This window comes from Campylobacter ornithocola (genome assembly GCF_013201605.1).
Taxonomy (GTDB): Bacteria; Campylobacterota; Campylobacteria; order Campylobacterales; family Campylobacteraceae; genus Campylobacter_D; species Campylobacter_D ornithocola.
Map to the genome: position 1 here is coordinate 859,052 of NZ_CP053848.1, position 26,871 is coordinate 885,922.

Sequence of the window (26,871 nt, forward strand, 5' to 3'; positions counted from 1 at the left end):
TTATCTCCTTATTTAAAAAGTAATGAAAATTTAAAAAAACTTGGAAACATTTTGGATACATGTATTTTTTGATATAATTTTTATATGCTAAATGTTATTTTGATAGAAGATGATAAAGACTTAAACGAATTAATCACACTAAGACTTAGTCAAGAAAATATAAAAATTTATAGTTATTTTGATTTTTTTGACTTAGAAACTTTTTTAGATACAAACGAAATAGACTTAATCATCATGGATAGAAATTTACCAAGTGGCGATAGTGTAGAGATGATAAAACAATTAAGAAAAAAAGGTTATATAGAACCTGTGATTTTTCTTAGTGCAAAGACTTTACAAAAAGATATTTTAGAAGGTTTTAAACAAGGTTGTGATGATTATATATGCAAACCTTTTGATTTTAATGAGCTTTTATTTAGAATCAAAGCCGTAACAAAAAGAAATAAAATACCAAAAGAACAAATTTCTTATCAAGATTTTACTTTATATATAGAAGAAAGAAAATTAACCTATCAAACAAATGCATTTGAAAATTTATCAACTTTAGATTTGGAATTACTCAAGTGTTTTTTTAATCACAAAAACCAACTTCTAAGTCGTCAATTTCTAAGTGAGCAAGTATGGAAAAATGATACAACAAGCGATAAGACAATCAATACAGCTATTTTGAGATTAAAACAAAAAATTCCACAAATTAAGGAAAATATCATTTCAGTACGCTCGGTGGGTTATAAATTGTGCTAAAAATAAAAACATTTTTCCTTTTTATGCTTGGGTTTTTTTGTATTGCTTTTTTTATATTGTTTTATTTTTTTAATGAAAGCTATATCAACACTGCTGTAAAAAACACTTATGAGCAAAAACTAAAAACACTCAATGATGTTTTACAATTTCAGTTATTAGATGTATTAAATTCAAACAATATCAATCAATTTGCCTTAGATACTAGAGCAGATTTTATCATCAAACAAGATAATGAATTTTTTTCATCATTAAAAGATTATTCTTATTTTTTAAATCATTTCGAGTCTAATTTCACCCATGATTTTTACAAACAAAAAGAAATTTATTTTAAAGCTTATACTTATAAAAACTATCAATATATCATTATTGTTTATCCCAAAATACACTCTTTGGTACAAAATTTTTGGATTAAAAATATTATTATATTTTCTTTCTTTTTACTTGCATTGATTTTATTTTATTTTATTGTATTGTATTTTCTTAAAATTTATTTTCAAGAATTACTATTGTTTGTTAAAAATATCAAATCAAATACTAATTTTATTTTAAAATATAATTTCGTTTATGAATTAAAAAATTTAAATTTACGCTTATTGAAAATTAAAAAATTACTCATCAAACAAGAATTAAAAAACAAAAAACAAGCCAAAAAAATTCAAACCAAAAACACCCAACTTAGTAATATAATCAGTGCCATATCACATGAGCTTAAAAACCCTATAAGCGTTATAGATTTGAGCTTGCAATCTTTAAAAAAAATTAACGATGAAAATATGAAATTATTTTTACTTGAAAAAATTCACAAACAAAGCGTAAAAATCAACCAACTAACACACAAATTAAATTTTGTTTTTAACCTTAATTTTGATTCTTTAAATTTAGAAAAATTTGATCTATATGCTCTAAGTGAAAATTTATTAGAAAGCTTTAAAGAAGATAGATTAAAAATTCAAGGCCAAACAAGCTTTATTAAAGCAGATAAATTTCTTATAGAGCAAGTTATCATTAATCTAATAGATAATGCTTTAAAATACAGCAAAAAAGAGGTATTAGTCATTGTAAAAAATCAAAATTTTACCATTATAGATCAAGGTATAGGTATAGAAGAAAAACACCTTAAATTTATAACAAAAAAATTCTATAAAGCAAGCTCAACGCAAAATAACTCTTTTGGACTAGGATTATTTTTAGTTAAAAAAATACTCACTTTACACAAAAGTTCTTTAAAAATTCAATCTAATCCACAAAAAGGTAGTGTTTTTTCTTTTAGTATTAATTTATAATTTTTTATCAATATACTTATTAATGTGTTTTTAATATAGTTATAATTAATATAATAAAAATAAATTAAAAGGAGAAAAAATGCTTTCAAAAGAAGTAGTAGCTTTATTAAACGAGCAAATCAATAAAGAAATGTATGCGGCAAATTTGTATTTAAGTATGAGTTCTTGGTGCTATGAGCATAGTTTTGATGGTGCTGGGGCGTTTTTGTTTGAGCATGCAAGAGAAGAAAGTGATCATGCAAGAAAACTCATCACTTATTTAAATGAAACTGATTCTAAAGTAGAATTAAAAGAAGTTAAAAAACCTGATAGTGATTTTAAATCATTGCTTGATGTATTTGAAAAAACTTTCGAGCATGAGCAAAGTATCACTGCTTCTATTAATAATCTTGTAGATTTTATGCTTTCAAGTAAAGATTATTCAACTTTTAATTTCTTGCAATGGTACGTAAGCGAACAACACGAAGAAGAAGCGCTTTTTAGAGGTATAGTAGATAAAATCAAACTCATAAGCGATAATGGCAATGGCTTATACATGGTAGATCAATACATCAAAAGCTTAATCAATAAATAATTTTTCAGCTTCCATAAATTTGGAAGCTAAATATCTTTTAATTTAAAAGAATTCTTGCAAAATAAAAGTAAATTTGCTAAAATACTTTTTATTTAAAAGGATTTTTATGCAAATGAACGAAATTACTGATAAACTAAAATTTATACTCCAAAAAGAAGGCATAAAAAATGCCAAAGATTCTGATGTGGCTAAGATGTTAAATATCAATCCTGATACCTTTTATAGTATGAAATTTAGAAATTCCATACCTTATAAACAAATACTTCATTTTTTAAATGAAAGAAATATTAATATCAATGCATTTTTTTATGAAGATTCTCTTGAGAGCAATACTCCAGCACTTGATCTAAACTATAATGTCTTAAAATATTATGATGTTAACGCTTCTATGGGAGGTGGAGCTTTAAATGATAATGTGAGTTTTTCAGAAGTGATTATTGATGAAAAACTAAATAACTTTTTTGGTTCAAAAGATTGCGATATTATCCCTTGTATAGGCGATAGTATGGAGCCTGAAATCAAAGATGATTCTTTATGCTTAGTAGATAAAAGTAAAACTTTTAAAGAAGGTGGAGTCTTTGCAGTAAATACTAGAGATGGTTTATTTATCAAGCAAATTTTTAAAAGTAATAAAGGAGGAGTTTATTTACATTCATTTAATCTTAGTTATGCTGATGTACATTACCAAAATGGAGATTTTTTAATCATTGGCAAAGTAGTAGGAACCATAAGTAGAATTTAATAATTATTTCATTTTTTTAGCTAATTAAGAAAAATTATTAATATTATTAACTAATTATTAATAATATAAGCTTTTTTTTATAAAAAAAAGTTCATAATTATACTTTAAAAGTTAATAGATAGAAAATAAGAGTGTTTTTATCTGTTAATATTTCACATGAAAGGGAAGTTATGAAACACAAATTAGCTAAAATTGCTACATATGCGTGTTTGGCTTTAGGGGTTGGTTTAGCTACTCAATCATTTGCATCTTCAGAGCCTAGAACTCTTGATGGTTATGTTAGTCAAGAAGATGCTTTTTTTGATTATCTTTACAAAAATCATCCTATTTTCAAATATGAAAAAGAAGGACGCTTGGTTGGTAAATTTACCCATAGTGATAGAATGGAAAACTGGGTTGAAAATCAAAACGGACCTAAGTTTGCCAAAGAGCACGGTTTAAAGCAAGCTTCTATTACTTACCGCTTGCCTTATGAATCTTTTTTGGACTTTCCAAATAAATTTGTAGGTCCAAAAAAATGTGGCGAATGTCATCCTGCTCAATATGCTTCTTGGGAGCGTTCTCGCCATGCAAAAACCGTACGTTTTCCACATGAAATGGAAGAAGTTGGAGGATCTGATGGCTTAAAAAAACCTATGTATAATTCTCAAGCTACCATTTTGCCTGATGGAATTTATCCAAATGATGTTTATGCTCTCATTGGAACACCAAGAACAAAATATGGTTTTATAGACAAATGGCTTGTGCGTGGAACTTATCATGTAGAAGATGGAAATTTAAGTGATTTAACTGGTAAATTAACAGCTGGTGGCAATCAGTTTTCAAGACTTTGGAGTGAGTTTTTAACTCCTGAAATGGCGCAAAAAATAGCTGCTTTTGCTCCAGGATTTCCAACAAAAATGGAAGATTTTGGTGGAAATGGCTCACAAGTTTGGGGGACAAACTCTTATGCTGCTACATACAAAGAAAAAGCTGTATTTCAACCTGCAACTGCATACTGTGAAACTTGCCATACTTTCAAATTTGACTTTAAAAGTAAAGATGAATTTTATAAAGCTTTAGGCAATCCTCAAGAGCTTCAAAAACATACCATCTCAAAAGGTATTACTTGTGAAGAATGTCACGGAGCAGGAGCTCACCTTTATGGTGCAAGAGGTGCTGGTATGCCATCAAATTGTGAAAGATGTCATCAAAGATTTTCTTATAATGAAACTGATGCAAAAATCAATCCTAGAAAACCTTTCAATGCGTATTTTAAATCAAGCTGTCCAGCATGTGGAACCGAAGGAGCTCAAATGTATTCTTCAGCACACTATGATAAAGGTATGAGATGTAATACTTGTCATGATCCACACGAAGTTACTTTTAATGATTGGAAAAGTGGATATACAAAAACCAAACTTAAAAAAACTTGTAAAGATTGCCACGAAACACAAGCAAGTTTCTTTAAAAAAGGTGGAATTCATGCAAAAGATAGCTGTACAGCTTGCCATATGCCAAATATGATGAGTTGTGAAAATTTTGGTGCTGTTCAAAATCCAGATAAAGGTGGTTTTGATAATGTTAGAGCTTCTCACATTTGGAATATTAAAGTAGACAAAACTGCCAAAACTCTTAATCCGCCAGAAGGTAAAGAAAGATCACCTAAAGTTGGTGGATGGACTATTGCTAGAGATGATGAGGGTAAATTCTTCCTTGACTTAATGTGGAGTTGTGGTAGAACAAGTTTTAGTGATATCAACTTAATGGGACCAGGAGCTAGTGGATGCCATAGTGCAGTTCAATCAACATTACCTGAAAAACTACATTTTACAAATCAAGAAATGATTTATGATAAAGTAATGGAGTGGCAAAATCCTGTTAAAGAAGGTTATGAAAAAATTAGAAAAGGTATCGCAGATATTGATAAAACATTTGCTGAAAAAACAAAACTTTCAGTAGAGCAAAAATCAAGAGTTTTAAACCTTACTAATCAAGCTCAAGCTATAGCAGATAGATTAGCAAAAGATGGATCTTGGGGTGTTCATGGACCTGCTTATTCTAAAAAAATCATAGAAGAAGCTTTAATTTATATCCAAGAAGCACAAAACATCCTAGGTAAATAAAAATAGGAAGAATTTTTATTCTTCCTTGTAAATAAGGAGTTGGTCTTGAAAAATTTAATCACTAGACTTTTTATTGTTCTTTTTACTCTTTTTACACCATCAGGATTTTTATTTGCTGAAGCTAATGGAGAAATTGGGTCAATAGAAGGTGTTAAAACAATTAGTTTAGCTCAAGCTCAAGATATGCTTGATCAAAACAATACTTATTTTTTTGATGTAAATTCAGAGCAAGATAGACAAGCTAATGGATATATACCTAATTCTATATCAACTTATGTAGAAAATTGGGAAAGTTTGCTACCTAATGACAAAAATGCAAATTTAGTGTTTTATGGCTTAAATCGTTTTAGATTTGAAGCTTCACAAGCAGCAGCAGTAGCCATAGAGCTTGGTTATAAAAATTCAGTTGTTATGCTTGATGGTATAGAATCATGGGCAACATCTGGGAGAAAAGTGGAAAAAATAGACACTGTAAAATGGGAAAAAGCTAAAGATGTAATAGAATTTAAAGATACTATCCATTCAAGATTTAAATTTAGCGATACTCCATCTTGCCGTGATTGTCATGCTCAAAAAGGTAAAGGTATTAGAGCAAATATTGCTGCTAGTAAAAATTTAATCAATCAAAAATGTGCCACATGTCATGAAAAAGCAAGCAGTGCTTTAGCAAAAAGTGCACATGGAGTTGAAAATTTCTTACCTGCTCAAAATGGAGAAAAGAAAAAAGAAAAACCATCTTGTGCAACTTGTCACTCAGTGCATGTAACACCAAAACATTCAGGAATTTTTTCTCAAAAACAACTAGTAGATCAAAAATGTGCACAATGTCATAAACAAAAAACTCAAACTTTCCATATGACTTTTCATGGTAAAGGCATAGTTTTAAGTACCCCAGGTGAAACTCCAAGCGTTGCTACATGTTCTGATTGTCATGGCAAACATAATATTTTAAAATCTAGCGAAAGAAATTCAACGCTTTCACCAATCAATCGCGTTGAAACCTGCAAATCATGCCACCCAAATTCTAATGAAAATTTTGCAAATTGGATGGCACATGCTGATCATAGTGATGGAGAAAATTATCCAGGATTACACGGAGCTTATATCTTTATGACAGCTTTGGTGATTTCTGTATTTGTATTTTTTGGAGCTCATACCATACTTTGGTGCTTGCGCTTAATAGCTATGCGTATAAAATATCCTAAAGAATGGAAAGAAGCAAGAAAAGCAGCACATGAAGATAAAATCAAAGTAAGAAGATTTAGTACTTTCCATAGAATTCAACACTTCTTTATGGCGACTAGTTTCTTAGGACTTGCATTTTCAGGATTACCACAAAAATTCTATGATGCACCTTGGGCTAAACCTATGGTTGATTTAATGGGTGGTGATATTATTAATGCAGCTACTATTCACCATATATCTGCTATTGTAATGTTTGCAGTATTTTTCTCACATATTGGTGAAATTATCATTGTAAATTGGAAACGTCGTGATGTAGCAAGAGATCCTATTACTGGAAAATTAAGTTTCGTAAAAGTATTGAAAGCTACTTTTGGTCCTGATTCTTTAATGCCTAATTTGCAAGATCTTAAGGATATGAAAGATCATTTTAAATGGTTCTTTGGTTTTGGTCCAAGACCTCAATTTGATCGTTGGACTTATTGGGAAAAATTTGATTATTTGGCAGTATTTTGGGGTATGTTTATTATTGGTATTTCAGGGCTTATTTTATGGTTCCCTGCTTTCTTTGGTAAATTTTTACCAGGTGAAGCAATCAACCTAGCAACTCTACTTCACTCTGATGAAGCTTTACTTGCAACAGGGTTTATTTTTGCTATTCACTTCTTTAATACTCATTTTAGAGCAGATCGCTTCCCTATGGATATGGTGATTTTCTCAGGAAGTATTAGTGAAGAAGAAATCAAACAAGAAAGAAGTGTATGGTATAAACGCTTAAAAGAAAGTGGAAAATTAAGCACCTTATATGAAAATAAAAGTGATTTCAAAACATACCAATGGTTGGCAAAACTTGCAGGATTTGCAATGTTAATCACTGGTTTGGTGTTTTTATTTTTAATGCTTTATACTTTCTTTAACACTATCTTATAACCTTATTCGCTATAATAGCGAATAAGGACTTTTTTCTCCTGAATATTTTTAAGGATTTTATAATGTTTAAAACAATACTCTTGCTTAGCATTTTAAGTATTTTTTTCATAGCTTGTTCTAATGAAGAAAAAATTGATTCTAATTTAATCTCAAATGGCACTCAATATACAAAAGAAAATTCACAAAAGGCAAATGATTTAGATAAAAAATCTTATGAAGAAATAGCTCATTTATTTAAAGATAATACAAATATAAAAAGCAATAATAAAAATATTTTAATTATCTTTAGTGCAAACCACTGCTTATATTGTGATAAACTAAAAGAAGAAATCAAAAACGATAAAAAACTACAAGAACTTATAAAAGATGAATATAGTTCTTATTATATTAATATAAGTTATAAAAAAAATCATACATTCTATAAAAATCATAAAAGTGATTTAAGCACCAATGAACTCTCAAATATTTATAATATAGTTGCCACACCTACTATAATAATACTTAATAAAAAAAGTCAAACATTATTTAACTATCCTGGATTTATTAGTGCTAAAAGACTTAGTGCTACAATGGAGTTTTTAAATCAAAAAGAAAATCAAGATTTAGATGAGCAGGCAATAGGACAAAAACTTATCCATTATTATAAAGAAAATAATATTTAGTAAAAAAGGATGTTAATGCGTTATTTTTTTTCTCTTGCAATGAGTTTTTTACTAATGAGTGTATATGTTATAGCTTGTGCTGTAGCAACTTTCATAGAAAATGATTTTGGTATTAGTGCTGCTAAAGCTTTGATTTATAACAATGCATGGTTTGATATGCTACATTTATTATTAGGTTTAAATTTGATCGGAGTAATATTATATAATAAACTTCTTCAAAAGAAGAAATATTCAATTTTGCTTTTACATTTATCATTTATAGTAATTTTAATAGGTGCTGGACTTACTAGATATTTTGGCTTAGAAGGCGGTATGTATATTAGAGAAGGAGGAATTTCTAATACCATAGTCACTAGGGAAGAATTTATAAAAATAATAGATTTTGATACAAATTCAAGTTTAGAATTTCCTATTAGTTTCACACCACTTACTCAAAAACATTTTGAAAAAACCATTGATTTAAGCGACCAAAAACTAACTATAAGCTCTACTAGCTATACCCCACAAAAAGACTCTATTACTCCTGCTAGCTTAGAATTAAACATCCATTATAAAAATATAAGTAAACATATAGTTTTAAATCCAAACTTTACTGGCAAAGAAATAATGCAATTTAATATGCAAGGTAAAAATTTTGGTGTCAACTGGGGACCAAGAGAAATCAAACTTCCTTTTGCATTACTTTTAGAAGATTTTATACTAGAACGCTATTTAGGTTCCATGAGTCCATCTTCTTATACTTCAAAAATCAAAATCATAGATGAGCAAAATAACATTAATCTATCTTATGATATTTTTATGAATAATGTTCTTGATTATGGTGGATATAGATTCTTTCAAAGTTCTTATGATCAAGATGAACAAGGTACTATACTTTCGGTAAATAAAGATCCTGGAAAAATTCCTACTTATATAGGTTATACTTTATTAATTTTAGGATTTTTATGGGTTTTATTTGATAAAAATTCAAGATTTCATCGTTTAAGTGTTTATTTAAAAAAAGGTCAAAGTTTTGTATTATTTATTTTACTTTTTATAAGTTTCCAAACTCCACTTTTTGCACAAGAAAATAAAAATGAAATTTTAAATTTAGTGACTAGTTTACAAAAAAACTCTTATGAGCATTCTTTAAATTTTGCAAAATTACTCATACAAGATCATAACGGCAGAATCAAACCTTTAGATACTTTAGCAATGGAATTTATTTATAAAATTACCCAAAAAGACAAATTTTTAAATCTTCATTATAATCAAATTTTTCTAGCAATGATGATTTACCCTAAAGAATTTAGAAAAATCAAAATGATAGCTACAAAAACAAGTAAGCTAAGAGAATTAATAGGCACAGATATAAATGAAAAATACATAGCGTTTGATGATGTATTTGATAATGGAGTGTATAAACTTAGTAATTATGTTGAAGAAGCTAATAGAAAAAAACCTTCACTAAGAAATAATTTTGACAAAGATTTACTAGCCTTAGATGAAAAGATAAATCATGCTTATTATATTTATAGTGGTCAAGCTTTAACTATCTTTCCTGATATTAATGAACAAAGTTTAAGATGGTATTCACCAGTGCAAATTTTACCTTTCGCAAAAGAAGATGTCGAGCGTTTGCAAATGCTTTTAGTAAGTTATTTTTTACAAGTTCGTAATGGTATTGAAAACAATCAATGGCAAGATGCAAATGAAATTTTACAATCTTTAAAAGATTTTCAATATCACTATGGAAGTAAAGTTTTACCACAAAAAGAAAGATTAGATCTTGAAATTTTACTTAATCATTATAATATCTTTGACAATCTAACTTTTGTTTACATTAGCTTTGCGATGGTTTTTTTCTTCTTAAGTTTTTATACTATATTGAAAAATATCTCTTTATCAACTTTTGTATATAGATTTTTTTATATCATTTTGAGTACATGCGTCTTTATACATGCGCTAGCTTTAATCATTCGTTGGTATGTAGGCGAACATGCTCCTTGGAGTAATGCTTATGAAAGTATGATTTATATAGCTTTTGCTTGTGCAATAAGTGCTGTGATATTCTTTAGAAAATCTCTTTTGGCTTTATGTGGTGCGAGTTTTTTAGCAGGAATCGCACTTTTTGTAGCTCATCTTGGTTTTATGGATCCTCAAATTGGAAATTTAGTACCTGTTTTAAAATCTTATTGGCTTAATATTCACGTGTCTATTATAACAGCAAGCTATGGATTTTTAGCACTTTGTTTTATTATTGGGGTTTTAAACTTAATTCTTTTTACATTAAGAGGCAAAAATAAAAACATAGACTTAAACATCATTAAACTACATTGTGTTAATGAAATGTCTATGATAATAGGACTTGCTATGCTTACAATAGGAAATTTTTTAGGTGGAGTTTGGGCTAATGAAAGCTGGGGAAGGTATTGGGGTTGGGATCCAAAAGAAACTTGGGCTTTGATTTCTATTGTAGTTTATACTATGGTATTGCATTTAAGATTTATTTTTAAAACTTATTTTATTTTTGTTTTTGCAAGTGCTAGTGTTTTAGCTTTTTATAGCATATTAATGACTTATTTTGGAGTGAATTTTTATCTTTCTGGGCTTCATTCTTATGCAAATGGAGATGCCTTTCCTATACCAACTTTTGTGTATGTTTTGATTGTGCTTAATTTTGTTTTAATTATTAGCGCAGGAAGAAAACGAGATTTAAATATGCCTAGTTTTTAAACTAGGCTTTGCTTTTTTCTATTTCTTGAAGTGCTAGGATAAGATCTTTTAAATTTTCATAGGGAATATGAACTTTCCAATCTATTCCATTTTCTTTTTTTAAAGCTACTCCTATACTTAAGACATCATTACTTCCTGTACCATAAGGATTAGAAAGATTACAAACGCTTATTTCTCCACTTTTGCTACCATGTAACTCTATGGTTTTAAATATCTTTTTACTCATGTTTATCCCTAAAAGTTGTAATGATTTTTGCTTGAAATTTTAACCAATCTTTTTGAAGCATAATAGGAAAACCACCATATACTCTAGCACCTTCTAGACTTTTAGTAACCCCACCTCTTGCAGCTATAGTAGCAAAATCTCCTATTTCTAAATGTCCACTTGTAGCACTTTGTCCACCCATAGTGACATTTTTACCTAAAATACTTGAACCTGAAATACCACTTTGAGCTACTATAAGACAATTCTCCCCTACTTCACAATTATGTCCTACTTGAACAAGATTATCAATTTTAGTACCTTGTTTAATGATAGTACTTTCAAAAACTGCCCTATCGATAGTCGTACAAGCTCCAACTTCTACAAAATCTTCCAGAATAACATTACCATTATGATAAATTTTATAATGCTCACCATTTTTTGTATGTGCATAACCAAAACCATCGCTACCTATAACACAATTTGCCAATAAATGACATTTTTTACCTATTTTAGTATCATTATAAATTACAACATTTGGATGGACGATGGTATATTCTCCTATACTTACATTATCACCTATATAAGCTCCAGCCATTATCACCACATGATCAGCTATTTGGACATTTTCACCTATGTAAACATTTGGCATAATCTTAGCGCTCTTGGCAATATTAGATTGTTTCTTCTCATTAGAAATTAAAGGTTTAGCAAAAAGCTTACTTAAAAGCGCAAAAGATAAATGTGGATTATCAACAACTAGTTTAATACAATCTTTTGAAACTAAATTTTCAAATTCTTTTGAGATTAATATAGCTCCAGCTCCACTGCTTGCTATTTTTTTAGAGTTTTTTTCACCATCGCAATAACTAAGTTCAGTAAAACTTGCGTTATTTAATGAATTTAAAGCTGTAATTTCTATATCATCTCCGCTGTATTCTACACCTAAAAATTTAGCAATTTCACTAATTTTCATTTTACCTCCATTAAAATAGAACCACTTCTAACCACACTAATAGGATTATATTTTTTCATAGTTTTTAAAAAATTATCAATATTTTTTGCATCATCACTTGCTATTACTATAATAAACTCACCATCACTATAAGTTATACTACCATTGTAAGCTTTTAATATAGCATCTAAACCTGCAAAATTTTCACTTAAAGCAATCTTTACTAGAGCTGTTTCTTTTTCTATGAAATCACTTGAGTCAATCACCTTATAGGTAGGTATAAGTTTGTGAAGTTGTTTTATGATTTGCTCAAAAACTTTTTCATCGCCCAAAGTTACGATATTTATTCTAGAAAATTCTTTATCATCAAGCGGGGCAACAGTAAGAGATTCTATATTATAACCCCGACCTGAAAAAAGTCCAACAACGCGTGATAATACCCCATGCTCATTCAACACAATGACAGAAATCACTCTTCTTTTCATTTTTTATCCTTGTTTTTGTAGCTAGGTAAAATCATATTGTAAATTGCTCCACCTGCAGGAACCATAGGAAGTACATCTTCATAGCGATCTATAGCAACATTTAAAACGCAAGTTTTTTTAGACTCCAAAGCTGCTTTAAAAGCTTTTTGAAACTCTTCTTTATTAAAGACATTATAACCTTTACAATGAAAACCTTTAGCAATAGTGATAAAATCAGGTTGATTTGTTAAATCTGTATTAGAAAATCTTTCTTTATAAAACATACTTTGCCATTGTCTAACCATGCCTAAAAAAGAATTATTTAAAATAATATTAATCACTTTTATATCATAAGCACTTGCAGTCATTAGCTCTTGTATATTCATTAAAAAAGAACCATCGCCTACAAAATTTACCACTACTTCTTCACCCACAGCCAATTTAGCTCCAAGTGCAGCTGGCAAAGAATAACCCATAGTTCCTTGCCCACCACTTGTTGCAAGCTGTCTTGCATAATTAAAAGGATAAAATTGTGCTACCCACATTTGATGTTGCCCCACATCAGTAATAATTCTTGCATCAGGGGCTAATCTAGCACATTCTTCTATAACCCATTGAGGTTTTAAAACTTCATCACTATCTTCATAAATTAAAGGATATAATTGCTGATATCTTTGCAAAGTTTTAAACCATTCTTGATATTTGGTATTATCAAAGTCTTCTTTTTTTAACTCTTCTAAAATGTCCAAAATAACATTTTTAATATCCCCAACTATAGGAAAGTGTGCTTCAATGATTTTAGAAATAGAGCTTGGATCTATATCAATATGAACGATTTTTGCACCCTTAGCAAACTCACTTGTTTTGCCAGTAATCCTATCATCAAACCTAGCACCCACAGCAATAAGTAAGTCACATTCACTCAAGGCAATATTTGCACAATAACTCCCATGCATACCTGCCATTTTTAAATTAAACTTATCATCATTTCTTAAAGTCCCTAGTGCCATTAAGGTTTCTACTGCAGGAATTTGACAAAAATGAATCAACTCTCTTAGCTCCTTGCTAGCATTAGAAGATATACAACCTCCACCTAAGTAAAATAAAGGTTTTTGAGCATTTTTAATTAAACTTACTAGTTTTTTAATTTGTTTGATATTACCTTTATAGGTTGGCTTATAAGTTTTCATAGAAATTTCTTTAGGATAATGCCATACTCCTATAGCTGCAGTGACATCTTTTGGTATATCAATATGCACTGGTCCCTTTCTACCTGTTGTAGCAATATAAAAGGCTTCTTTTAAAATTTTAGGTAATTCTTCGATATTTTTTACTAAATAATTATGCTTCACACAAGGTCTTGAGATACCTATAGCATCGATTTCTTGAAATGCATCTGTTCCTATTAAAGAATTTGCAACTTGAGCTGAAATTAAAACTAAAGGTATAGAATCACTATAAGCAGTAGCTAAACCTGTAACTGCGTTAGTAAAGCCTGGTCCACTTGTAACCACTGCCACTCCAACCTCACCACTCATTCTAGCATATGCATCAGCACTATGCAAGGCTGCTTGCTCATGTCTAACCAAGATGTGTTTAAAATGAGTTTGTTTATAAATTTCATCATAAATATTTAAAGCTGCACCACCAGGATAACCAAAAACTACTTTAACATTTTCCTTTTTTAATGCTTCACAAATCATTTGCGAGCCATTTAGCTCTTTCATTATTTTACCTTTTTGCTTAAAATAGAAAATATTATAACGATAATTTAATAAATATTATTTTATAAGGAAAAGTTTCTTGAAAAATCAAGAAACTATTTATACTTTTTAGCGTATTCTATGCCTAAATCAAAGGCTTTAGCATTTGCCTCTTTAGTTTTTGTAGGTACCATATCAAGCATAGTCTGTTTTAACGCATCAATATCAATACATTTACTCATATAAGCAGCTATAGCTAGAGCAACAACTGATTGAGTAGCTACATTTCCCACTTCTTCTTTAGCTATGGTAATAATAGGAATTTCAAAAATTTTCCATCTAGCATAATCTTCTTTACTTGGATGAACTAAATTTGGCTCTATAACTATAATGCCACCACTAATAACACCATCTTTGAAACTTTGATAACCTTTATCTGCAGTTGAAAGCATAAAACTAACTTCACCTTCTACTGCATAAGGAAAAAAGATTTCATTTTCATCAATGATGATATCAACCTTAGTTGGTCCGCCTCTAACTTGAGAAGTATAAGTAGATGCTTTAAAAGCATTGCGTCCTTCTTTAATGGCAGCTTTGGCTAAAATTTCACCAGCAGTGATAACACCTTGACCACCTTCGCCGCAAAATCTTAATTGATATTTCATTTTAACACTCCCAAATCTACCATTCTTTTTTCTTTTAAAGCTCTTCTAACTTCTTCATAAGCCTCACAATATTCCGCCTTACTTTCATCTTGATATAAAATTCCTGTAGGGAATTTATCTACTCTTTGTTCATAGTCTAATTGCTCAAATTTAGATTTTTCAACACAGCGATTTTTAATCCAATCAAGCATGCTTACAGCTTCACCCATTTTATTTTTTCTACCTAGGTTGATATGGCAGTTTGAAAACACATCTACAAAACTATATCCTTTATGAGATAAAGCTTTAAAGATAATATTTTCGAGTTTATTTGCTTCTATAACATTTGTTCTTGCCACAAAAGAAGCTCCAGCAGCCTTAGTAAGCTCACAAGCATCAAAATTTGGATCTATATTACCTGCTTGAGCTGTTACAGTGTAAAAACCCTGAGGAGTAGTTGGTGAAGTTTGTGAGTTTGTAAGCCCGTAAATAAAATTATTGATTAAAATATGAGTTAAATCTATATTTCTTCTACATCCATGAATGGTATGATTTCCACCAATTGCTAAAGTATCACCATCCCCGCTTACCACTATAACATGTTTTTTTGGATTTGCAAGTTTTATTCCAGTTGCATAAGCAATAGCTCTACCATGAGTAGTATGAACTGTATTGCAATTTACATAAGAACTCATCCTACCACTACAACCTATACCAGAAACTAAACAAACATCATCCATACTCCAACCAAGTTTTTGAATAGCTCTAATAATAGCTTTTAAAACAACACCGTCTCCACAACCCCAACACCATTGTGTTGGAAGCTTATCTACTCTTAAATATTCATCATAATTAAAAGCCATTTTATATATTCTCCTTTACTTTAGCAATAATTTCACTTGGAGTTATAGGGCGACCATTTGCACGATGTAAACTTATAAAATCATCTCTTTTGCTAACTCTTTGAATTTCTTCTAAATATTGCCCCATATTAAGCTCACTTATCATAACTTTTTCAAATTTAGATACCACTTGAGCTATTTTTTTCTCAGCAACCGGATAAAGCGTGATAGGTCTAAAAAGCCCTACTTTTAATCCCTCTTCTCTAAGTCTTAAAATAGCTTCTTTAGCTGCCCTTGCAACACTACCATAAGAGATAATCAAAAACTGCGCATCATCAAGCATAAATTCTTCATAAGTGCAAATTTCATCAGTGTTATTTTTGATCTTACCAAACAATCTTTTGATATTTTTATCTACTATCGCTCCATCTTCTGTTGGAAAACCGATATCTCCATGATGAAGCCCTGTGATATGATAACGATAGCCTTCAAAGAAAGGATTTAGTGTAGCAGCTTCATTTTCGCCTGCTGCATATGGTTTATAGTCTTTTTTATCGCCACTAAATTTTTTACGGTTGATGATTTTTAGTTCTTCTAAATCAGGCAATTTCGCCTTACCATTCATATGTCCTATAGTTTCATCCAAAAGTAAAAATACTGGAGTCATATATTTTTCAGCTAAATTAAAAGCTCTAATGGTTTCAGTGTAAGCTTCCTCTAATGAAGCAGGAGCTAAAGCTATACTTGCATAATCTCCATGTGTTGGAGCTTTTGCTTGAAATAAGTCTCCCTGTGCAACCCTTGTTGGAAGACCTGTTGATGGTCCACCCCTCATAACGTTTACAATCACAAGTGGAATTTCAGCTATAAAACCTAAACCAATTTGCTCAGCTTTTAAAGAAATTCCAGGTCCACTACTTGCTGTCATGGATTTTACTCCACTCATGGAAGCACCAAAAGCTACACTAATACCTGAAATTTCATCTTCCATTTGTATAAAAGTACCATCATTTTTTGGCAACATATGGCTTAATTCATGTGCAATTTCAGAACTTGGGGTAATTGGGTAGCCACCAAAAAATTTACAGCCACAATCAATCGCAGCTTTAGCTACTAAAACATTACCTGTTGATATCACTTCTCTCATTATTTTTCCTATGCGTTTAATTTTCTATATTTGTTTTCTTTTACAGCTAAAGCTCTTTTTTTAGCTTCAGGGGTAAGTTTTGCAAATTTAAATTCATCTCTTTTAGCAACAAAAATTGCAAAATCAGGACAATGACTTTCACACTCGCTACAACCTATACAAGCATCAGGATGAACAACTTCTATCATTTGTCCTAACACTGCACTTATTTCATCTCTCATTGCTAAAACTCCAGCAGGACAATAACTAACACAAATATTACAAGCTTTACATCTTGCTTCATCAACCCAAACTGGTGTATTTTCTGGAGCAATCATTAATATTCCTTTCTAAATTTTATTATTTTTAATGATTTTTTATCAAAAAAATTATTTTTAAAACAAACTTTTTATTATAGCGAATTTATAGTATGAGTAAATATTATTTAAAATATAAAATAATACAAAGAAGTATTTATAACGCAAAGTAACATTAGGAGTAAAAACTCCTAAAAAAAATTAATTATAACTATACTGAGCAAGAGACTTTTCTAAAGCAATTTTTTCTTGATTGTCTAATTTTAACTCTAAAGTTTCAAGCACCCCATCAAGGCTAATCCTAGCCATAACTCCAAAAGCTTTTTCTTTTACACCATGCTCTCCATTTAAAATAACGCACATTGGTAAAAATTCTCCACTTTTTAAAGCTTCTATCATTCTCACACAAGCACTAGCAGGGGCCAAATAAGCTGAAGTTTTTAAATATTTTATAATTTTAGCACCACCAGTTTTAACTTCTTGCTCAATTTGAATAATAGCTTGCTCATTTAACATTTCATTTAAATTCTTATTTTTAACCTTACTTTGAGATTTAACCAAAATCATACTGTCATTATGAAATCCTATAAGCTTGGTATCTATACAAGAAGTTTTTAAATTTAATCTTTTGCTAACTTCATATTTAAATCTAGCATTATCTAAAACACCGGCCATAGCAATGATTTTTTTTGAGGAAAAAAGCTTATTTTCATAAAGAGTATTAAGTAAAAAATCTACAGGATTGCTCACTATAATAAATAAAGGATCATTGTTAAATTTTTTAATATTTTTAGCACACTCAAGCATAATTTTAGAATTAATAGCAAAAAGTTCATCCCTACTTTGACCTTCTTTTCTTGCCACTCCAGCGCTAAAAACAACCACTTGAGAATTTTTTGAACACTCATAATCATCTGTGCAGGTTATTTTAATATCAAAATTAAAAGCAGCTATACTTTGACTTAACTCCAACTCTCTAGCAAAAAGCAAATCCTTGTTAATATCAATCAAAACAATCTCATCTACTAATTCTCTTAAAATCAAAGCATAAGCAATACTTACGCCAACATTTCCTGCTCCTATGATAGTAATTTTCATTGTATCTCCTTTTTATATTTATTTAACTAAATTAGCTGGTAATTCAAAAATATTTTTTATCAAATGATAAGGAAGTTGCAAACTTTGTGCAATAAGTTGAGTTTTAAATTCGGGACTTTCCACTGTTCCACCTAATTTTATTTGTGTGCTAATTTGCCTATCTTTACCTAAAATAATTTGATTAATAATTGGGACTTTAGAAATAACTGAGCTAGCTGATTTTAGTGTTCTAAGCTCCAATAAACCATCAACTTGATTATTTCGCAAGTTAATTTTAACTTGACCTAATACATCTGCACTATCACCATTAAAATTAAGTGCATCTATTTCAAAAAGATCTTTTTTACGATTAAAACTTATACCAGCATTTTCTACACTAAAACCTTTTTCATTAAAAGTCGGAGCTTTAAATAAAAGCAAACTAGGCACAGTATCAATAAAACTTAAAAGTTGTTGATGAAATTTTAAATCTTTTAAATAAGTATCTTTAAATAAAAACCTCCCTTTAAAAAAATCAGAGCTATTGCCATCTATATAAAGATTAAATTCGCCTTTTTCAAAAATATTTTGTTGCATAAAAGTATTTAAAAAATCATCATCCATTTTCAAAGCTCTAATTTTCATTTGATTTTCTTTAAGTAAAAAATCAAATTGAGATTCACTCCTATTAGCCCAAGCTTTTACATAATCTTTTTTTATTTTGGCATTAAATTGATCAAAATCTAAAGTTTTATTAAAATCCTTTAAAATCAAATCTAAATTTTTACCACTAATATTATAAGTTGAATTCTCAAGATCATCTAAAGTATTTTCTGTATCTTTTTGAGAAATTAATAAATTAAGATTATTTAAAGTAATATTAACATCATCATTATCTTTTTGTGCAAAAATATTACCGCTTGCACTAGTTAAATTAAAATCATTCCCTTTTATTTTTATACTAAAATTATCGTATTCATAAGGATTGTTATTTTTATAAAGTAAAAATGATTCAAAAGTAGTATTATTTATATCTACATTAAAGTCTTTATAATTTAAAGTATTTAAAAATAACTCTCCATCATAAACTTTATTTTTTTGCATTAATTTAGAGTAAGTCTTGTATTTTATAAGCTTCTCAACATAAATAGACATACCTTGATCAAAATTTAAAGTTGTAGTTAGCTCTTTATTGCATAAACTGATATTTTTATCAAAATCAAGACTTAGATCAAGAAATTTATTTTCTATTTTTAAACTATCTTGTGGTAATTCTAATTTTGCTATAAAAGTCTTAAAATCACCTTTTTTTTGTTTTAAATTAACACTTGCATTGAAATCACCATTAATTAAGCTACTTTTTACACTTGCGTTTTGTATATCCAATTTATCTTTTTTTAAATTAATATTTGCTTGAATAATCTTAAAATCACTTATATTAATATTTGAATTAACAATATTAAAACTACCTCCATAAGAAACTTTTTCAGGATACTCAAAAGGAATTTTTAATACTAAATCAGTCTTTGTAACACCATTATTTTGCAAAAATGGCAATTTAATATCGTATAAAAGTAAGATTTTATTAACCCTATAATCAGCTCTAGCATTATCGCTTTTAATACGTATATAAATTCCTGCTTTTTCATTTAGCATATTATCTATATAAATTTGACTTTGAGTTAAATCATAGTTATTAAAACGCAATTCATCATAAATAAAATCAAGTCTTTGCTTAGCAAATTCAAGTCTTACAAAAGGGCTTACGATAGGATCTATTCCTTTGTCTAAAACCACCTTTAGATTATTTACATAACCTTTTGCATTAATATCGTTTAAATAATATCTACGTTTTCCAAAATCTGCAAAACCAGTTAATTTTTCTATAAAATAAAAATCAGCTTTTACTTTGCCACCTACCCAAAGAGCAAGATTAGAAGGTAATTGTATTCCATTTTCTACTAAAATATTGAAAATTTGTGAAATATCATTAGAACTAATATTTTCTAATTCATAAGCAATCTCTTCTCTTTTAAGCGAAAATCTAACATCGCTTTTTAAAAAATCACTATCAATTTTACCTTTAAAAGTATAAAATTTCGTATTGGGATTAATAAGTAATGAACCTATAATATTAAGATTATAATCTTTTAAAAGAAAATTATCAATATTAGCTTGTATATTTTTATCACTAATTTTTAAATTTACCTTAACCAAAAGATTTTTACTATTAACGAAAAATAGATTATTTTTATAAACTAACTCCACAGGATAATTATTAACAAAAATTTCATCTATATTAATTTCTTGAAAAAACCAATAAACATATTTTACATTTTTAATAAGCTGTGTAGCTTTACTTGCACTAGTTTCTCCTTGGGTATTTTGACTTTGGGAATTTACTATAACTTTTTTTGCATTTAAAATCAGTTTTTTATCTAATTTAATATATAATTTCTCCAAATTAATAGAAGAAAATTCTAGTTTTTCTATGTAAATTCCATTTTTGAGGTAAATAAATAAAACAATGAAAAGTATCATAGGTAATGTTAAAAATTTAAGAATTTTTTTAATATGTTGTGATTTAGTTTTAATTTTTTTCTTATCCATTTTTTACTATCTACTTTTACCTATAAAAACAAACTCTGTAGTTTTTATACCACAAGGTTCTGTAGGTAAGATTATAACGCAATTAGATAAAAATAACTATAAAATGAGTGGTATTGATAAATATACTTTATATTTTTTAGGTCATCCACAATCTGGTTGGATAAATATAGGCACAAAAGAGCTAAATAGAGCTGAATTTTTACATAAACTTACCGTTGCTAAAGCAGCACTTGAAACCATTACTTTAATTCCTGGAGAAACGACTGAAATTTTCTTTGAAGAATTAGCACCGAAATTAAATTTAAACGCTAAAAGATTAATGCAAGAATTTTACAAACAAAGTCCTTTTAAAGAAGGTATGCTTTTTCCTGAAACTTATAAAATTCCAAAAGGTATTACAGAAGAGCTTTTAGTAAAATATCTTTTGGCTTATTCTACAAATGAATTTAAAAAGCTTTCCTATAAAATTTTTAGAGAATATAATGAAAAAAAATGGCATGAATATATCATTATAGCTTCCATTGTACAAAAAGAAGCAGCTAATAATGAAGAAATGCCTATAGTCTCATCTGTGATTAGAAATCGTTTGAGAAAGGGTATGAAGCTTCAAATGGATGGAACATTAAATTACGGAAAATACTCTCATGAAAAAATTACCCCACAAAGAATAAGATCAGATAGTAGTTCTTATAATACTTATAAATTCAATGGCATACCAAAGGAAGCTGTGTGCAATGTTTCTTTTGAAGCTATTAAGGCAGCTATTTTTCCTGCTAAAACAGAATATTTATACTTTGTAAGAGATAAAAAAACTAATAAGCATATTTTTACCTCTACTTTAAAAGATCATAATAAAGCAATAAGAAATTAATTATAAAATTTCTCTTTGCCCTTTTGCATCAGGTTCACTTAAAACACCTGTTTGTGAAAGTTGCTCTATAATATTTGCTGCACGATTGTAGCCTATTTTCAAGCGTCTTTGCAAATAGGAAATACTGGTTTTTCTATCTTCTAAAATCACAGCCTTTGCTTCTTCATAAAGTTCATCTAAATCCCCATCATCAAATTCACTTCTTTTGTAAGCTCCATCTTGACTATCATCTTTTAAAAAGCTCTCATCGTATTCTACTACTTGTTGAGCTTTTAAAAACTCTACTATATTTTCAATTTCATTTTCACTCGCAAAAGGCGCATGTAAGCGCACTAAACCACTCATACCAGGAGGAGTAAATAAACAATCTCCACGTCCTAATAAACTCTCAGCACCCATAGAGTCTAAAATAACCTTAGAATCTATCTTTTGCCCTACTTTATAAGAAATTCTACTTGGTAGATTTGCTTTTACAACCCCAGTAACAACATCTACCGAAGGGCGTTGTGTAGCTACAATTAAGTGAATTCCACTTGCCCTTGCCATTTGCGCTAAACGACCTATATAAAACTCCACATCCTTACCTGCTGTCATCATTAAATCAGCTAACTCATCAATAATTACTACAATAAATGGCAAGATTTCCCCGCCTTGCTCTTTGATTTTTTCATTGTAATTTTCTATATTTTTAGTTTTTGCTTCAGCCATCAAACGATATCTGTGCTCCATTTCAGCTACCATGTTTGATAAAGCATTTACTGCCTTTTTAGGATCGGTAATTACCGGTGTAAGTAAATGTGGTATATCATTATAAATACTAAACTCAAGCATTTTAGGATCTATCATCATAAGCCTTAAAGTTTTTGGTGAATTTCTATAAAGTAAAGATAAAAGCATGGAATTAATCCCCACACTTTTACCACTTCCTGTGGTTCCTGCTATTAAAAGATGAGGCAGTTTTTTAAGATCTGTGATGAAAGGATCTCCTACTATATCCTTGCCTAAAGCTATAGTTAAAGGCGAACTAGAGTTTTTAAACACCTCACTTTCTAAAATTTCTCTTAAATAAATTGTATCGATTTTTTCATTTGGCACTTCAATACCCACCACATCTTTACCTGGGATTGGAGCTTGAATTCTTATAGTTTGAGCTTTTAAAGCCATTGCTAAGTCATCTTGCAAAGATAAAATTTTACTCACTTTAACATCTGCTGCTGGGCGAAATTCAAAAGTAGTTACGACAGGTCCTGTGTAAGTTCTAACTACATCTCCACCTATTTTAAAACGTCTTAATTTTTCAAGTAAATCATAAATTTTTCTATCAATCTCTTCTTCATTAATCTCACTTTTACCCTCCTTTGGCATGGTTAAAAAATCCAAAGGTGGCAAAGAAAAATCTTTTGGCTTTTCAAATTTTCCAAAGTCAAGATCTTTTAATAAAGCTTTATTTTCACTAACTTCATTAGCAATAAAGTGATGCATTTTATTTTCTGCCACTTCTATCGTAGGCTCTTGAGTAATTTCAAATGAAATTTTTTCTTCTTTGACTTCATTTTGCACTTCTTCTACTACAAAAGGACTTTCATGATTTTTTTTGCTTCTTAGATCTTCTATGCTAACAGGTTTGGTAAAATCATCCTCGCTAAAATCTAGTTCTTTGACTTCATTTTGTGGGATAAAATCTTCATCCTTAAAGTCTTTTACCCCTAAAAAACTTGTTTTATTTTGGATTTTTTTAAATTCAGCTTCTTTTTGTGCTTCTATAGCATTTAATTCTTCAATTTTTTTAAAATCTTCATTAAGTTCTTCTAAAATTTTTTCTTTTTGTAAAGCCTTATACTCTTCTAACAATTTAGCTTTTTGTAGCATTTGCTCACGCTCTTTTAGTTCTTTAGCAAATAAAGAATTTTCTTCTATTATTTCCTCTTTATTTTCATTTAAATCTATATTGCGTCTTTTATAACTTGGCTCATCTAAATTTTTACTTTTTAAGGTTTGAGTATAAATATCTTCACTTTTATTTTTATATTTTGATAAATACTCTTCAGGGGTCATTTCATCTTCCTTTATATTTATTTTACTAGCTTTTTGAGCAAAATTTACAATAGGCTCAGAAAGTTCATGAATATAGCTTGTACTTAGCTTTTTATCTTCTTCGCTAATTATTACTTCTTCTAATTCTTGATTTTTTAAATCTTCAAGATTAAATTTTTTACTTTCCTGAATTTCTTGTTTTGATAATTCTTCTTCCCTAAGAAACTCTTCTTTTTTTTCTTTGATTAAAAGTTCTTGCTTGAGTTTTTCCTGCTCTTCTTTGGTTTCATTTTCATATTTATCACCACCAAAAAATCCAAAAATTTTATTTTTAATCAAAGTTTCAAGTTTTAAATAAAAATCAAAATCAAGCTCTATTTTAAATATCTCTTTTATAACCTGTGGAAAAGAAATACTAAAAGCAAAAACTAGGAGTAAAACTACTAAAATCAAACTTCCTATTTTTCCAAAAAGACCATCTAAAATCACAAACATAGCAGAAGCTATATAACCTTTATCTTGCAAAAACGCCGAAGCAAAAACAAGTGAAGCAAAAATACAAGTAAAAATAGCCACACTAAATCTACGCTCTATAAGTTCAAAATTATAATTATTTTTATACAAAAGATAATTAAACCAAAAAAAGACTAAAGGATAAATTTTAGTCAATGAGCCAAATAAAAAATAACTAAGTTTTGCTAAAGAATACCCTATAATACTTACCAAAGTTTGATCAGGTATCAAAGCACTTAAACAAAAATAAAAAATTAAAACATTTAAAACGACAAAAATAGCTTCTTTTTTTATAATATATCCTTTATAAAGAAAAAAGCTATTATATCAAAAAATCATAAGTAGTTTAATAAACTAATTTGAGAAATTTTAGAAGTAGCTGAAAGCATAGCTTGATAAGAAATCATAGTTTGCATAAACTGCATATAAGTTTGACCATAATCAGCATCAGTTACACCATTTTTTATAGAGGCTACATTAATATTTAAAAAAGTCATTCTTTTATTAGTTTCCTCTATGTTGTTAGTATAAGAGCCTATAGTTGTTTGCATTTTTCTAACATGATCTTGTAAATGATCAATTCTTTCTAGAGCACCTTGCAAACCTGTATTTCTAGGATCACTTCCTTCTGAATCTGCTCTCATATTGCCATTTAAAACTGCATCTATCATTTCATCTAAATCTTTGATTAAGTCAATATTTGGATCATCGATAGTTAAAGAATTATTTGCGCTAAATACAAAACCTGAACCATTACTCACCTCTCCTGCCGGTGGAAAACCGCTGTTTGAGTTTGAATCCTTTAAAGTAAGCCCAATATTTGTATTTGTTGAAAATTTATCAGTAATACTTATGCGACCCTTATAATCCATACCAACTTCAACAAAATCTTTAGAATCGCTTATATTTTGTTGAATAGTTTGAAAATCTCCATTATTAATCGTGCCATTTGGATTTGGAGTAATTGTTGCAGTTGGCACCTTATCGCTTGCAAACATACCTATAATATCATTTAACTGACCATAAGTAATATCCTCAGGTCTTGTTTGCATACCCACTGAGGTGCCGGTTGCTTCATTATACTGAGAGTGAGTAATAGGAAAACTTATAGTTTGAGCTGGATTATTTGGATCAGGATAGCTTACTGTTGAATTTTCTAAATCAATAGTTACATTATATTTTTGTCCGCTTTTGGAGGTAATTTCCATTTGAAGTTGTTGACCTCTCATATCTCCATTAGCATTAGCTAAAACTTCACTTAATTTTGTACTTTCTGTGGCATATTCACTAGTGCCTTTAATCACTTGAGAAACATTACCAAAAACAGTATTGCCATCTTTTTCAAAAGGCACATCAAAATCAGCCCCATTAGTTTTATTGCCATTGATATTACTTTTTATAAAATCTGTTTTATGTATATCTACGGTAAATTGCTCACCATTTACCTCAATAGTAACTGGACTTCTAGTGTTGTTTAAATTTCCACCATGTGCTGCTTGCATGATACGATTAGTCACTTCATCCATAGTGATACCTTCTGCAGCAGCAGCTTCACTTAAAGCTTTAATTTGTTCTGCATCTTGGAGTTGTGGTGTCATAGCAACTGCATGAAAATCTAAAGAACTATTACCTTCTTTTAAATTCTTAATTTCTATTTGACCACTATCATTCATGGTAACTTCAACAACTTTATTTGCATCTGTATTACCATATAATTTACCTATGTTTTCTAAAACATCTCCTATCTTATCTTCAGGTCCCACATTGATAGTAGCTTTAAAACTTGTTCCATCAGGTCTAACACCTTGGATATACATAGATGAACTTGGAAAAGGTAGTTTGCTATCTGCATAGTCAAAATCTTTATCAGGATCCAAAGGACCATTTTGAACATAATTTTGACCTATAAGATAAGAAAATTTAGACTCTTCATCTAAATATTTTTTCTGCTCAGGATTAGAATTAACATCGTATCTTCCATCTATCATAGATACATTTGTTGAAATTATTTTACTAATATTAGAATCTGGCTTAAAAAATAAATCCCAGCCAGGTATATTATAAGGAATTTGAGTTCCAGCACCACTTACTACAAAAATATTATCTTTATTACCAGTATAATTTCCATATTTATCAAAAGGTTTTGTGGCTGTATTAGATCCTGCAAATAAATATTGTCCATTAATGCTAGTATTTGCAATATTTACAATAGAATCTTTTATAAGTTTAAGTTCTTTTGCAATAGCTTCTCTTGAAGTTTGAGAATTCCCATCACTAGATGCTTTCACTAAAAGTGTTTTAAATTTCTCTAAAAGTTCTGTGATATTTTTTAAAGCTGTATCAGTATTCTTTGCCATTTCTTGTGCTGCCTGAGTACCTTGAATAATTTGGCCTATATTTGCCATTTCATATTCTAATCTTGATCCATTGATATAAATATTAGCATTTTCCCATGAATACTGAATAAGCTGACCAGTTTGCAACTGCAAGTTATATTTATTCAACAAAGATTGACCATCCGTGTAATTTTGTATAGAGGTAAAGTAGTTATACTGATTGCTGATTCTCATTGTTTT

Annotated in this window: 21 protein-coding genes; 9 read left to right on the forward strand and 12 right to left on the reverse strand. The window is 29.2% G+C overall.

Annotated elements, in window-relative coordinates; genetic code table 11:
• The first annotated feature begins 84 nt into the window (after positions 1-84).
• The 8 genes from CORN_RS04545 to CORN_RS04580 all read left to right on the forward strand — a co-directional run bounded on the left by CORN_RS04545 (position 85) and on the right by CORN_RS04580 (position 10,937).
• A complete protein-coding gene (locus CORN_RS04545; RefSeq protein WP_066008092.1) occupies positions 85-744 on the forward strand; it encodes a response regulator transcription factor in 660 nt (219 codons plus the stop codon).
• 23 nt (positions 745-767) lie between these two features.
• The gene (locus CORN_RS04550; protein WP_066008153.1) at positions 768-2,027 is read left to right on the forward strand and encodes a sensor histidine kinase; all 1,260 of its coding nucleotides are present in this window, start codon (positions 768-770) and stop codon (positions 2,025-2,027) included.
• A gap of 79 nt (positions 2,028-2,106) precedes the next feature.
• Positions 2,107-2,601, forward strand: a complete 495-nt coding sequence (gene ftnA / locus CORN_RS04555; protein ID WP_012661514.1) for a non-heme ferritin — start codon at positions 2,107-2,109, stop codon at positions 2,599-2,601.
• Positions 2,602-2,707: 106 nt separating this feature from the next.
• Positions 2,708-3,343: a S24 family peptidase gene (locus tag CORN_RS04560; RefSeq protein ID WP_066008094.1), complete on the forward strand. Its 636-nt coding sequence runs from the start codon at positions 2,708-2,710 to the stop codon at positions 3,341-3,343.
• A gap of 170 nt (positions 3,344-3,513) precedes the next feature.
• The gene (locus CORN_RS04565; protein WP_245162288.1) at positions 3,514-5,448 is read left to right on the forward strand and encodes a cytochrome c family protein; all 1,935 of its coding nucleotides are present in this window, start codon (positions 3,514-3,516) and stop codon (positions 5,446-5,448) included.
• 45 nt (positions 5,449-5,493) lie between these two features.
• A complete protein-coding gene (locus CORN_RS04570) occupies positions 5,494-7,560 on the forward strand; it encodes a rhodanese-like domain-containing protein (protein ID WP_066008096.1) in 2,067 nt (688 codons plus the stop codon).
• A 62-nt stretch (positions 7,561-7,622) separates the two neighbouring features.
• Positions 7,623-8,222, forward strand: a complete 600-nt coding sequence (locus tag CORN_RS04575) for a SoxW family protein (protein ID WP_066008098.1) — start codon at positions 7,623-7,625, stop codon at positions 8,220-8,222.
• A 9-nt stretch (positions 8,223-8,231) separates the two neighbouring features.
• Positions 8,232-10,937, forward strand: a complete 2,706-nt coding sequence (locus CORN_RS04580; RefSeq protein WP_066008100.1) for a cytochrome c biogenesis protein CcsA — start codon at positions 8,232-8,234, stop codon at positions 10,935-10,937.
• Between the two features lies 1 nt (position 10,938).
• Here the strand turns inward: CORN_RS04580 and CORN_RS04585 are convergent, their stop codons facing one another.
• From CORN_RS04585 to CORN_RS04630, 10 genes are all read right to left on the reverse strand, one after another.
• Complete coding sequence (locus CORN_RS04585; protein ID WP_094750305.1) at positions 10,939-11,163, reverse strand: hypothetical protein; 225 nt, start codon at positions 11,161-11,163, stop codon at positions 10,939-10,941.
• A complete protein-coding gene (lpxD, locus tag CORN_RS04590; RefSeq protein WP_066008105.1) occupies positions 11,156-12,115 on the reverse strand; it encodes a UDP-3-O-(3-hydroxymyristoyl)glucosamine N-acyltransferase in 960 nt (319 codons plus the stop codon). The genes CORN_RS04585 and lpxD overlap by 8 nt, the downstream gene beginning before the upstream one ends.
• Positions 12,112-12,579, reverse strand: a complete 468-nt coding sequence (ilvN, locus tag CORN_RS04595; RefSeq protein WP_066008106.1) for an acetolactate synthase small subunit — start codon at positions 12,577-12,579, stop codon at positions 12,112-12,114. Before ilvN ends, lpxD begins: the two co-directional genes overlap by 4 nt.
• A complete protein-coding gene (locus CORN_RS04600) occupies positions 12,576-14,285 on the reverse strand; it encodes an acetolactate synthase large subunit (protein WP_066008107.1) in 1,710 nt (569 codons plus the stop codon). Before CORN_RS04600 ends, ilvN begins: the two co-directional genes overlap by 4 nt.
• 92 nt (positions 14,286-14,377) lie before the next feature.
• Positions 14,378-14,926 (reverse strand): 2-oxoglutarate:acceptor oxidoreductase subunit OorC, encoded by a 549-nt coding sequence (locus tag CORN_RS04605; RefSeq protein WP_066008108.1) that lies wholly within the window; start codon positions 14,924-14,926, stop codon positions 14,378-14,380.
• On the reverse strand, positions 14,923-15,768 hold the full coding sequence (locus CORN_RS04610) for a 2-oxoglutarate ferredoxin oxidoreductase subunit beta (RefSeq protein ID WP_066008109.1): 846 nt from the start codon (positions 15,766-15,768) through the stop codon (positions 14,923-14,925). Before CORN_RS04610 ends, CORN_RS04605 begins: the two co-directional genes overlap by 4 nt.
• Position 15,769: 1 nt before the next feature.
• Positions 15,770-16,894, reverse strand: coding sequence for a 2-oxoglutarate synthase subunit alpha (locus CORN_RS04615; protein WP_066008111.1), 1,125 nt, complete (start codon positions 16,892-16,894; stop codon positions 15,770-15,772).
• Positions 16,895-16,902: 8 nt separating this feature from the next.
• Entirely contained in the window at positions 16,903-17,217 is a 315-nt protein-coding gene (locus tag CORN_RS04620) for a 4Fe-4S binding protein (RefSeq protein ID WP_066008115.1), read from the reverse strand.
• 174 nt (positions 17,218-17,391) lie between these two features.
• Positions 17,392-18,288 carry a malate dehydrogenase gene (locus CORN_RS04625; protein ID WP_066008117.1) on the reverse strand — a complete coding sequence of 299 codons (897 nt, stop codon included), beginning with the start codon at positions 18,286-18,288 and terminating at the stop codon, positions 17,392-17,394.
• An 18-nt stretch (positions 18,289-18,306) separates the two neighbouring features.
• Positions 18,307-20,808: a YhdP family protein gene (locus CORN_RS04630; protein ID WP_094750306.1), complete on the reverse strand. Its 2,502-nt coding sequence runs from the start codon at positions 20,806-20,808 to the stop codon at positions 18,307-18,309.
• Here CORN_RS04630 and mltG point away from each other — a divergent pair.
• Positions 20,795-21,748, forward strand: a complete 954-nt coding sequence (gene mltG, locus CORN_RS04635) for an endolytic transglycosylase MltG (RefSeq protein ID WP_066008120.1) — start codon at positions 20,795-20,797, stop codon at positions 21,746-21,748. The two genes, CORN_RS04630 and mltG, sit on opposite strands and share 14 nt — an antisense overlap.
• On the opposite strand, the gene CORN_RS04640 is transcribed toward mltG, so the two are convergent.
• Together CORN_RS04640 and flgL are read right to left on the reverse strand one after the other, a co-directional pair.
• The gene (locus tag CORN_RS04640) at positions 21,749-24,526 is read right to left on the reverse strand and encodes a DNA translocase FtsK (protein WP_094750307.1); all 2,778 of its coding nucleotides are present in this window, start codon (positions 24,524-24,526) and stop codon (positions 21,749-21,751) included.
• Between the two features lie 104 nt (positions 24,527-24,630).
• Positions 24,631-26,865 carry a flagellar hook-associated protein FlgL gene (gene flgL / locus CORN_RS04645; protein ID WP_066008121.1) on the reverse strand — a complete coding sequence of 745 codons (2,235 nt, stop codon included), beginning with the start codon at positions 26,863-26,865 and terminating at the stop codon, positions 24,631-24,633.
• Positions 26,866-26,871 lie beyond the last annotated feature (6 nt).

Coding starts and splice junctions, on each gene's coding strand:
- CORN_RS04630 (WP_094750306.1), bottom strand. CDS start 20,808: ATGATACTTTTCATTGTTTTATTTATTTACCTCAAAAATGGAATTTAC.
- ilvN (WP_066008106.1), bottom strand. CDS start 12,579: ATGAAAAGAAGAGTGATTTCTGTCATTGTGTTGAATGAGCATGGGGTA.
- lpxD (WP_066008105.1), bottom strand. CDS start 12,115: ATGAAAATTAGTGAAATTGCTAAATTTTTAGGTGTAGAATACAGCGGA.
- CORN_RS04575 (WP_066008098.1), top strand. CDS start 7,623: ATGTTTAAAACAATACTCTTGCTTAGCATTTTAAGTATTTTTTTCATA.
- CORN_RS04605 (WP_066008108.1), bottom strand. CDS start 14,926: ATGAAATATCAATTAAGATTTTGCGGCGAAGGTGGTCAAGGTGTTATC.
- CORN_RS04610 (WP_066008109.1), bottom strand. CDS start 15,768: ATGGCTTTTAATTATGATGAATATTTAAGAGTAGATAAGCTTCCAACA.
- CORN_RS04615 (WP_066008111.1), bottom strand. CDS start 16,894: ATGAGAGAAGTGATATCAACAGGTAATGTTTTAGTAGCTAAAGCTGCG.
- CORN_RS04560 (WP_066008094.1), top strand. CDS start 2,708: ATGCAAATGAACGAAATTACTGATAAACTAAAATTTATACTCCAAAAA.
- CORN_RS04580 (WP_066008100.1), top strand. CDS start 8,232: ATGTTAATGCGTTATTTTTTTTCTCTTGCAATGAGTTTTTTACTAATG.
- CORN_RS04600 (WP_066008107.1), bottom strand. CDS start 14,285: ATGAAAGAGCTAAATGGCTCGCAAATGATTTGTGAAGCATTAAAAAAG.
- ftnA (WP_012661514.1), top strand. CDS start 2,107: ATGCTTTCAAAAGAAGTAGTAGCTTTATTAAACGAGCAAATCAATAAA.
- CORN_RS04545 (WP_066008092.1), top strand. CDS start 85: ATGCTAAATGTTATTTTGATAGAAGATGATAAAGACTTAAACGAATTA.
- CORN_RS04585 (WP_094750305.1), bottom strand. CDS start 11,163: ATGAGTAAAAAGATATTTAAAACCATAGAGTTACATGGTAGCAAAAGT.
- CORN_RS04625 (WP_066008117.1), bottom strand. CDS start 18,288: ATGAAAATTACTATCATAGGAGCAGGAAATGTTGGCGTAAGTATTGCT.
- CORN_RS04565 (WP_245162288.1), top strand. CDS start 3,514: ATGAAACACAAATTAGCTAAAATTGCTACATATGCGTGTTTGGCTTTA.
- CORN_RS04550 (WP_066008153.1), top strand. CDS start 768: ATGCTTGGGTTTTTTTGTATTGCTTTTTTTATATTGTTTTATTTTTTT.
- mltG (WP_066008120.1), top strand. CDS start 20,795: ATGAAAAGTATCATAGGTAATGTTAAAAATTTAAGAATTTTTTTAATA.
- flgL (WP_066008121.1), bottom strand. CDS start 26,865: ATGAGAATCAGCAATCAGTATAACTACTTTACCTCTATACAAAATTAC.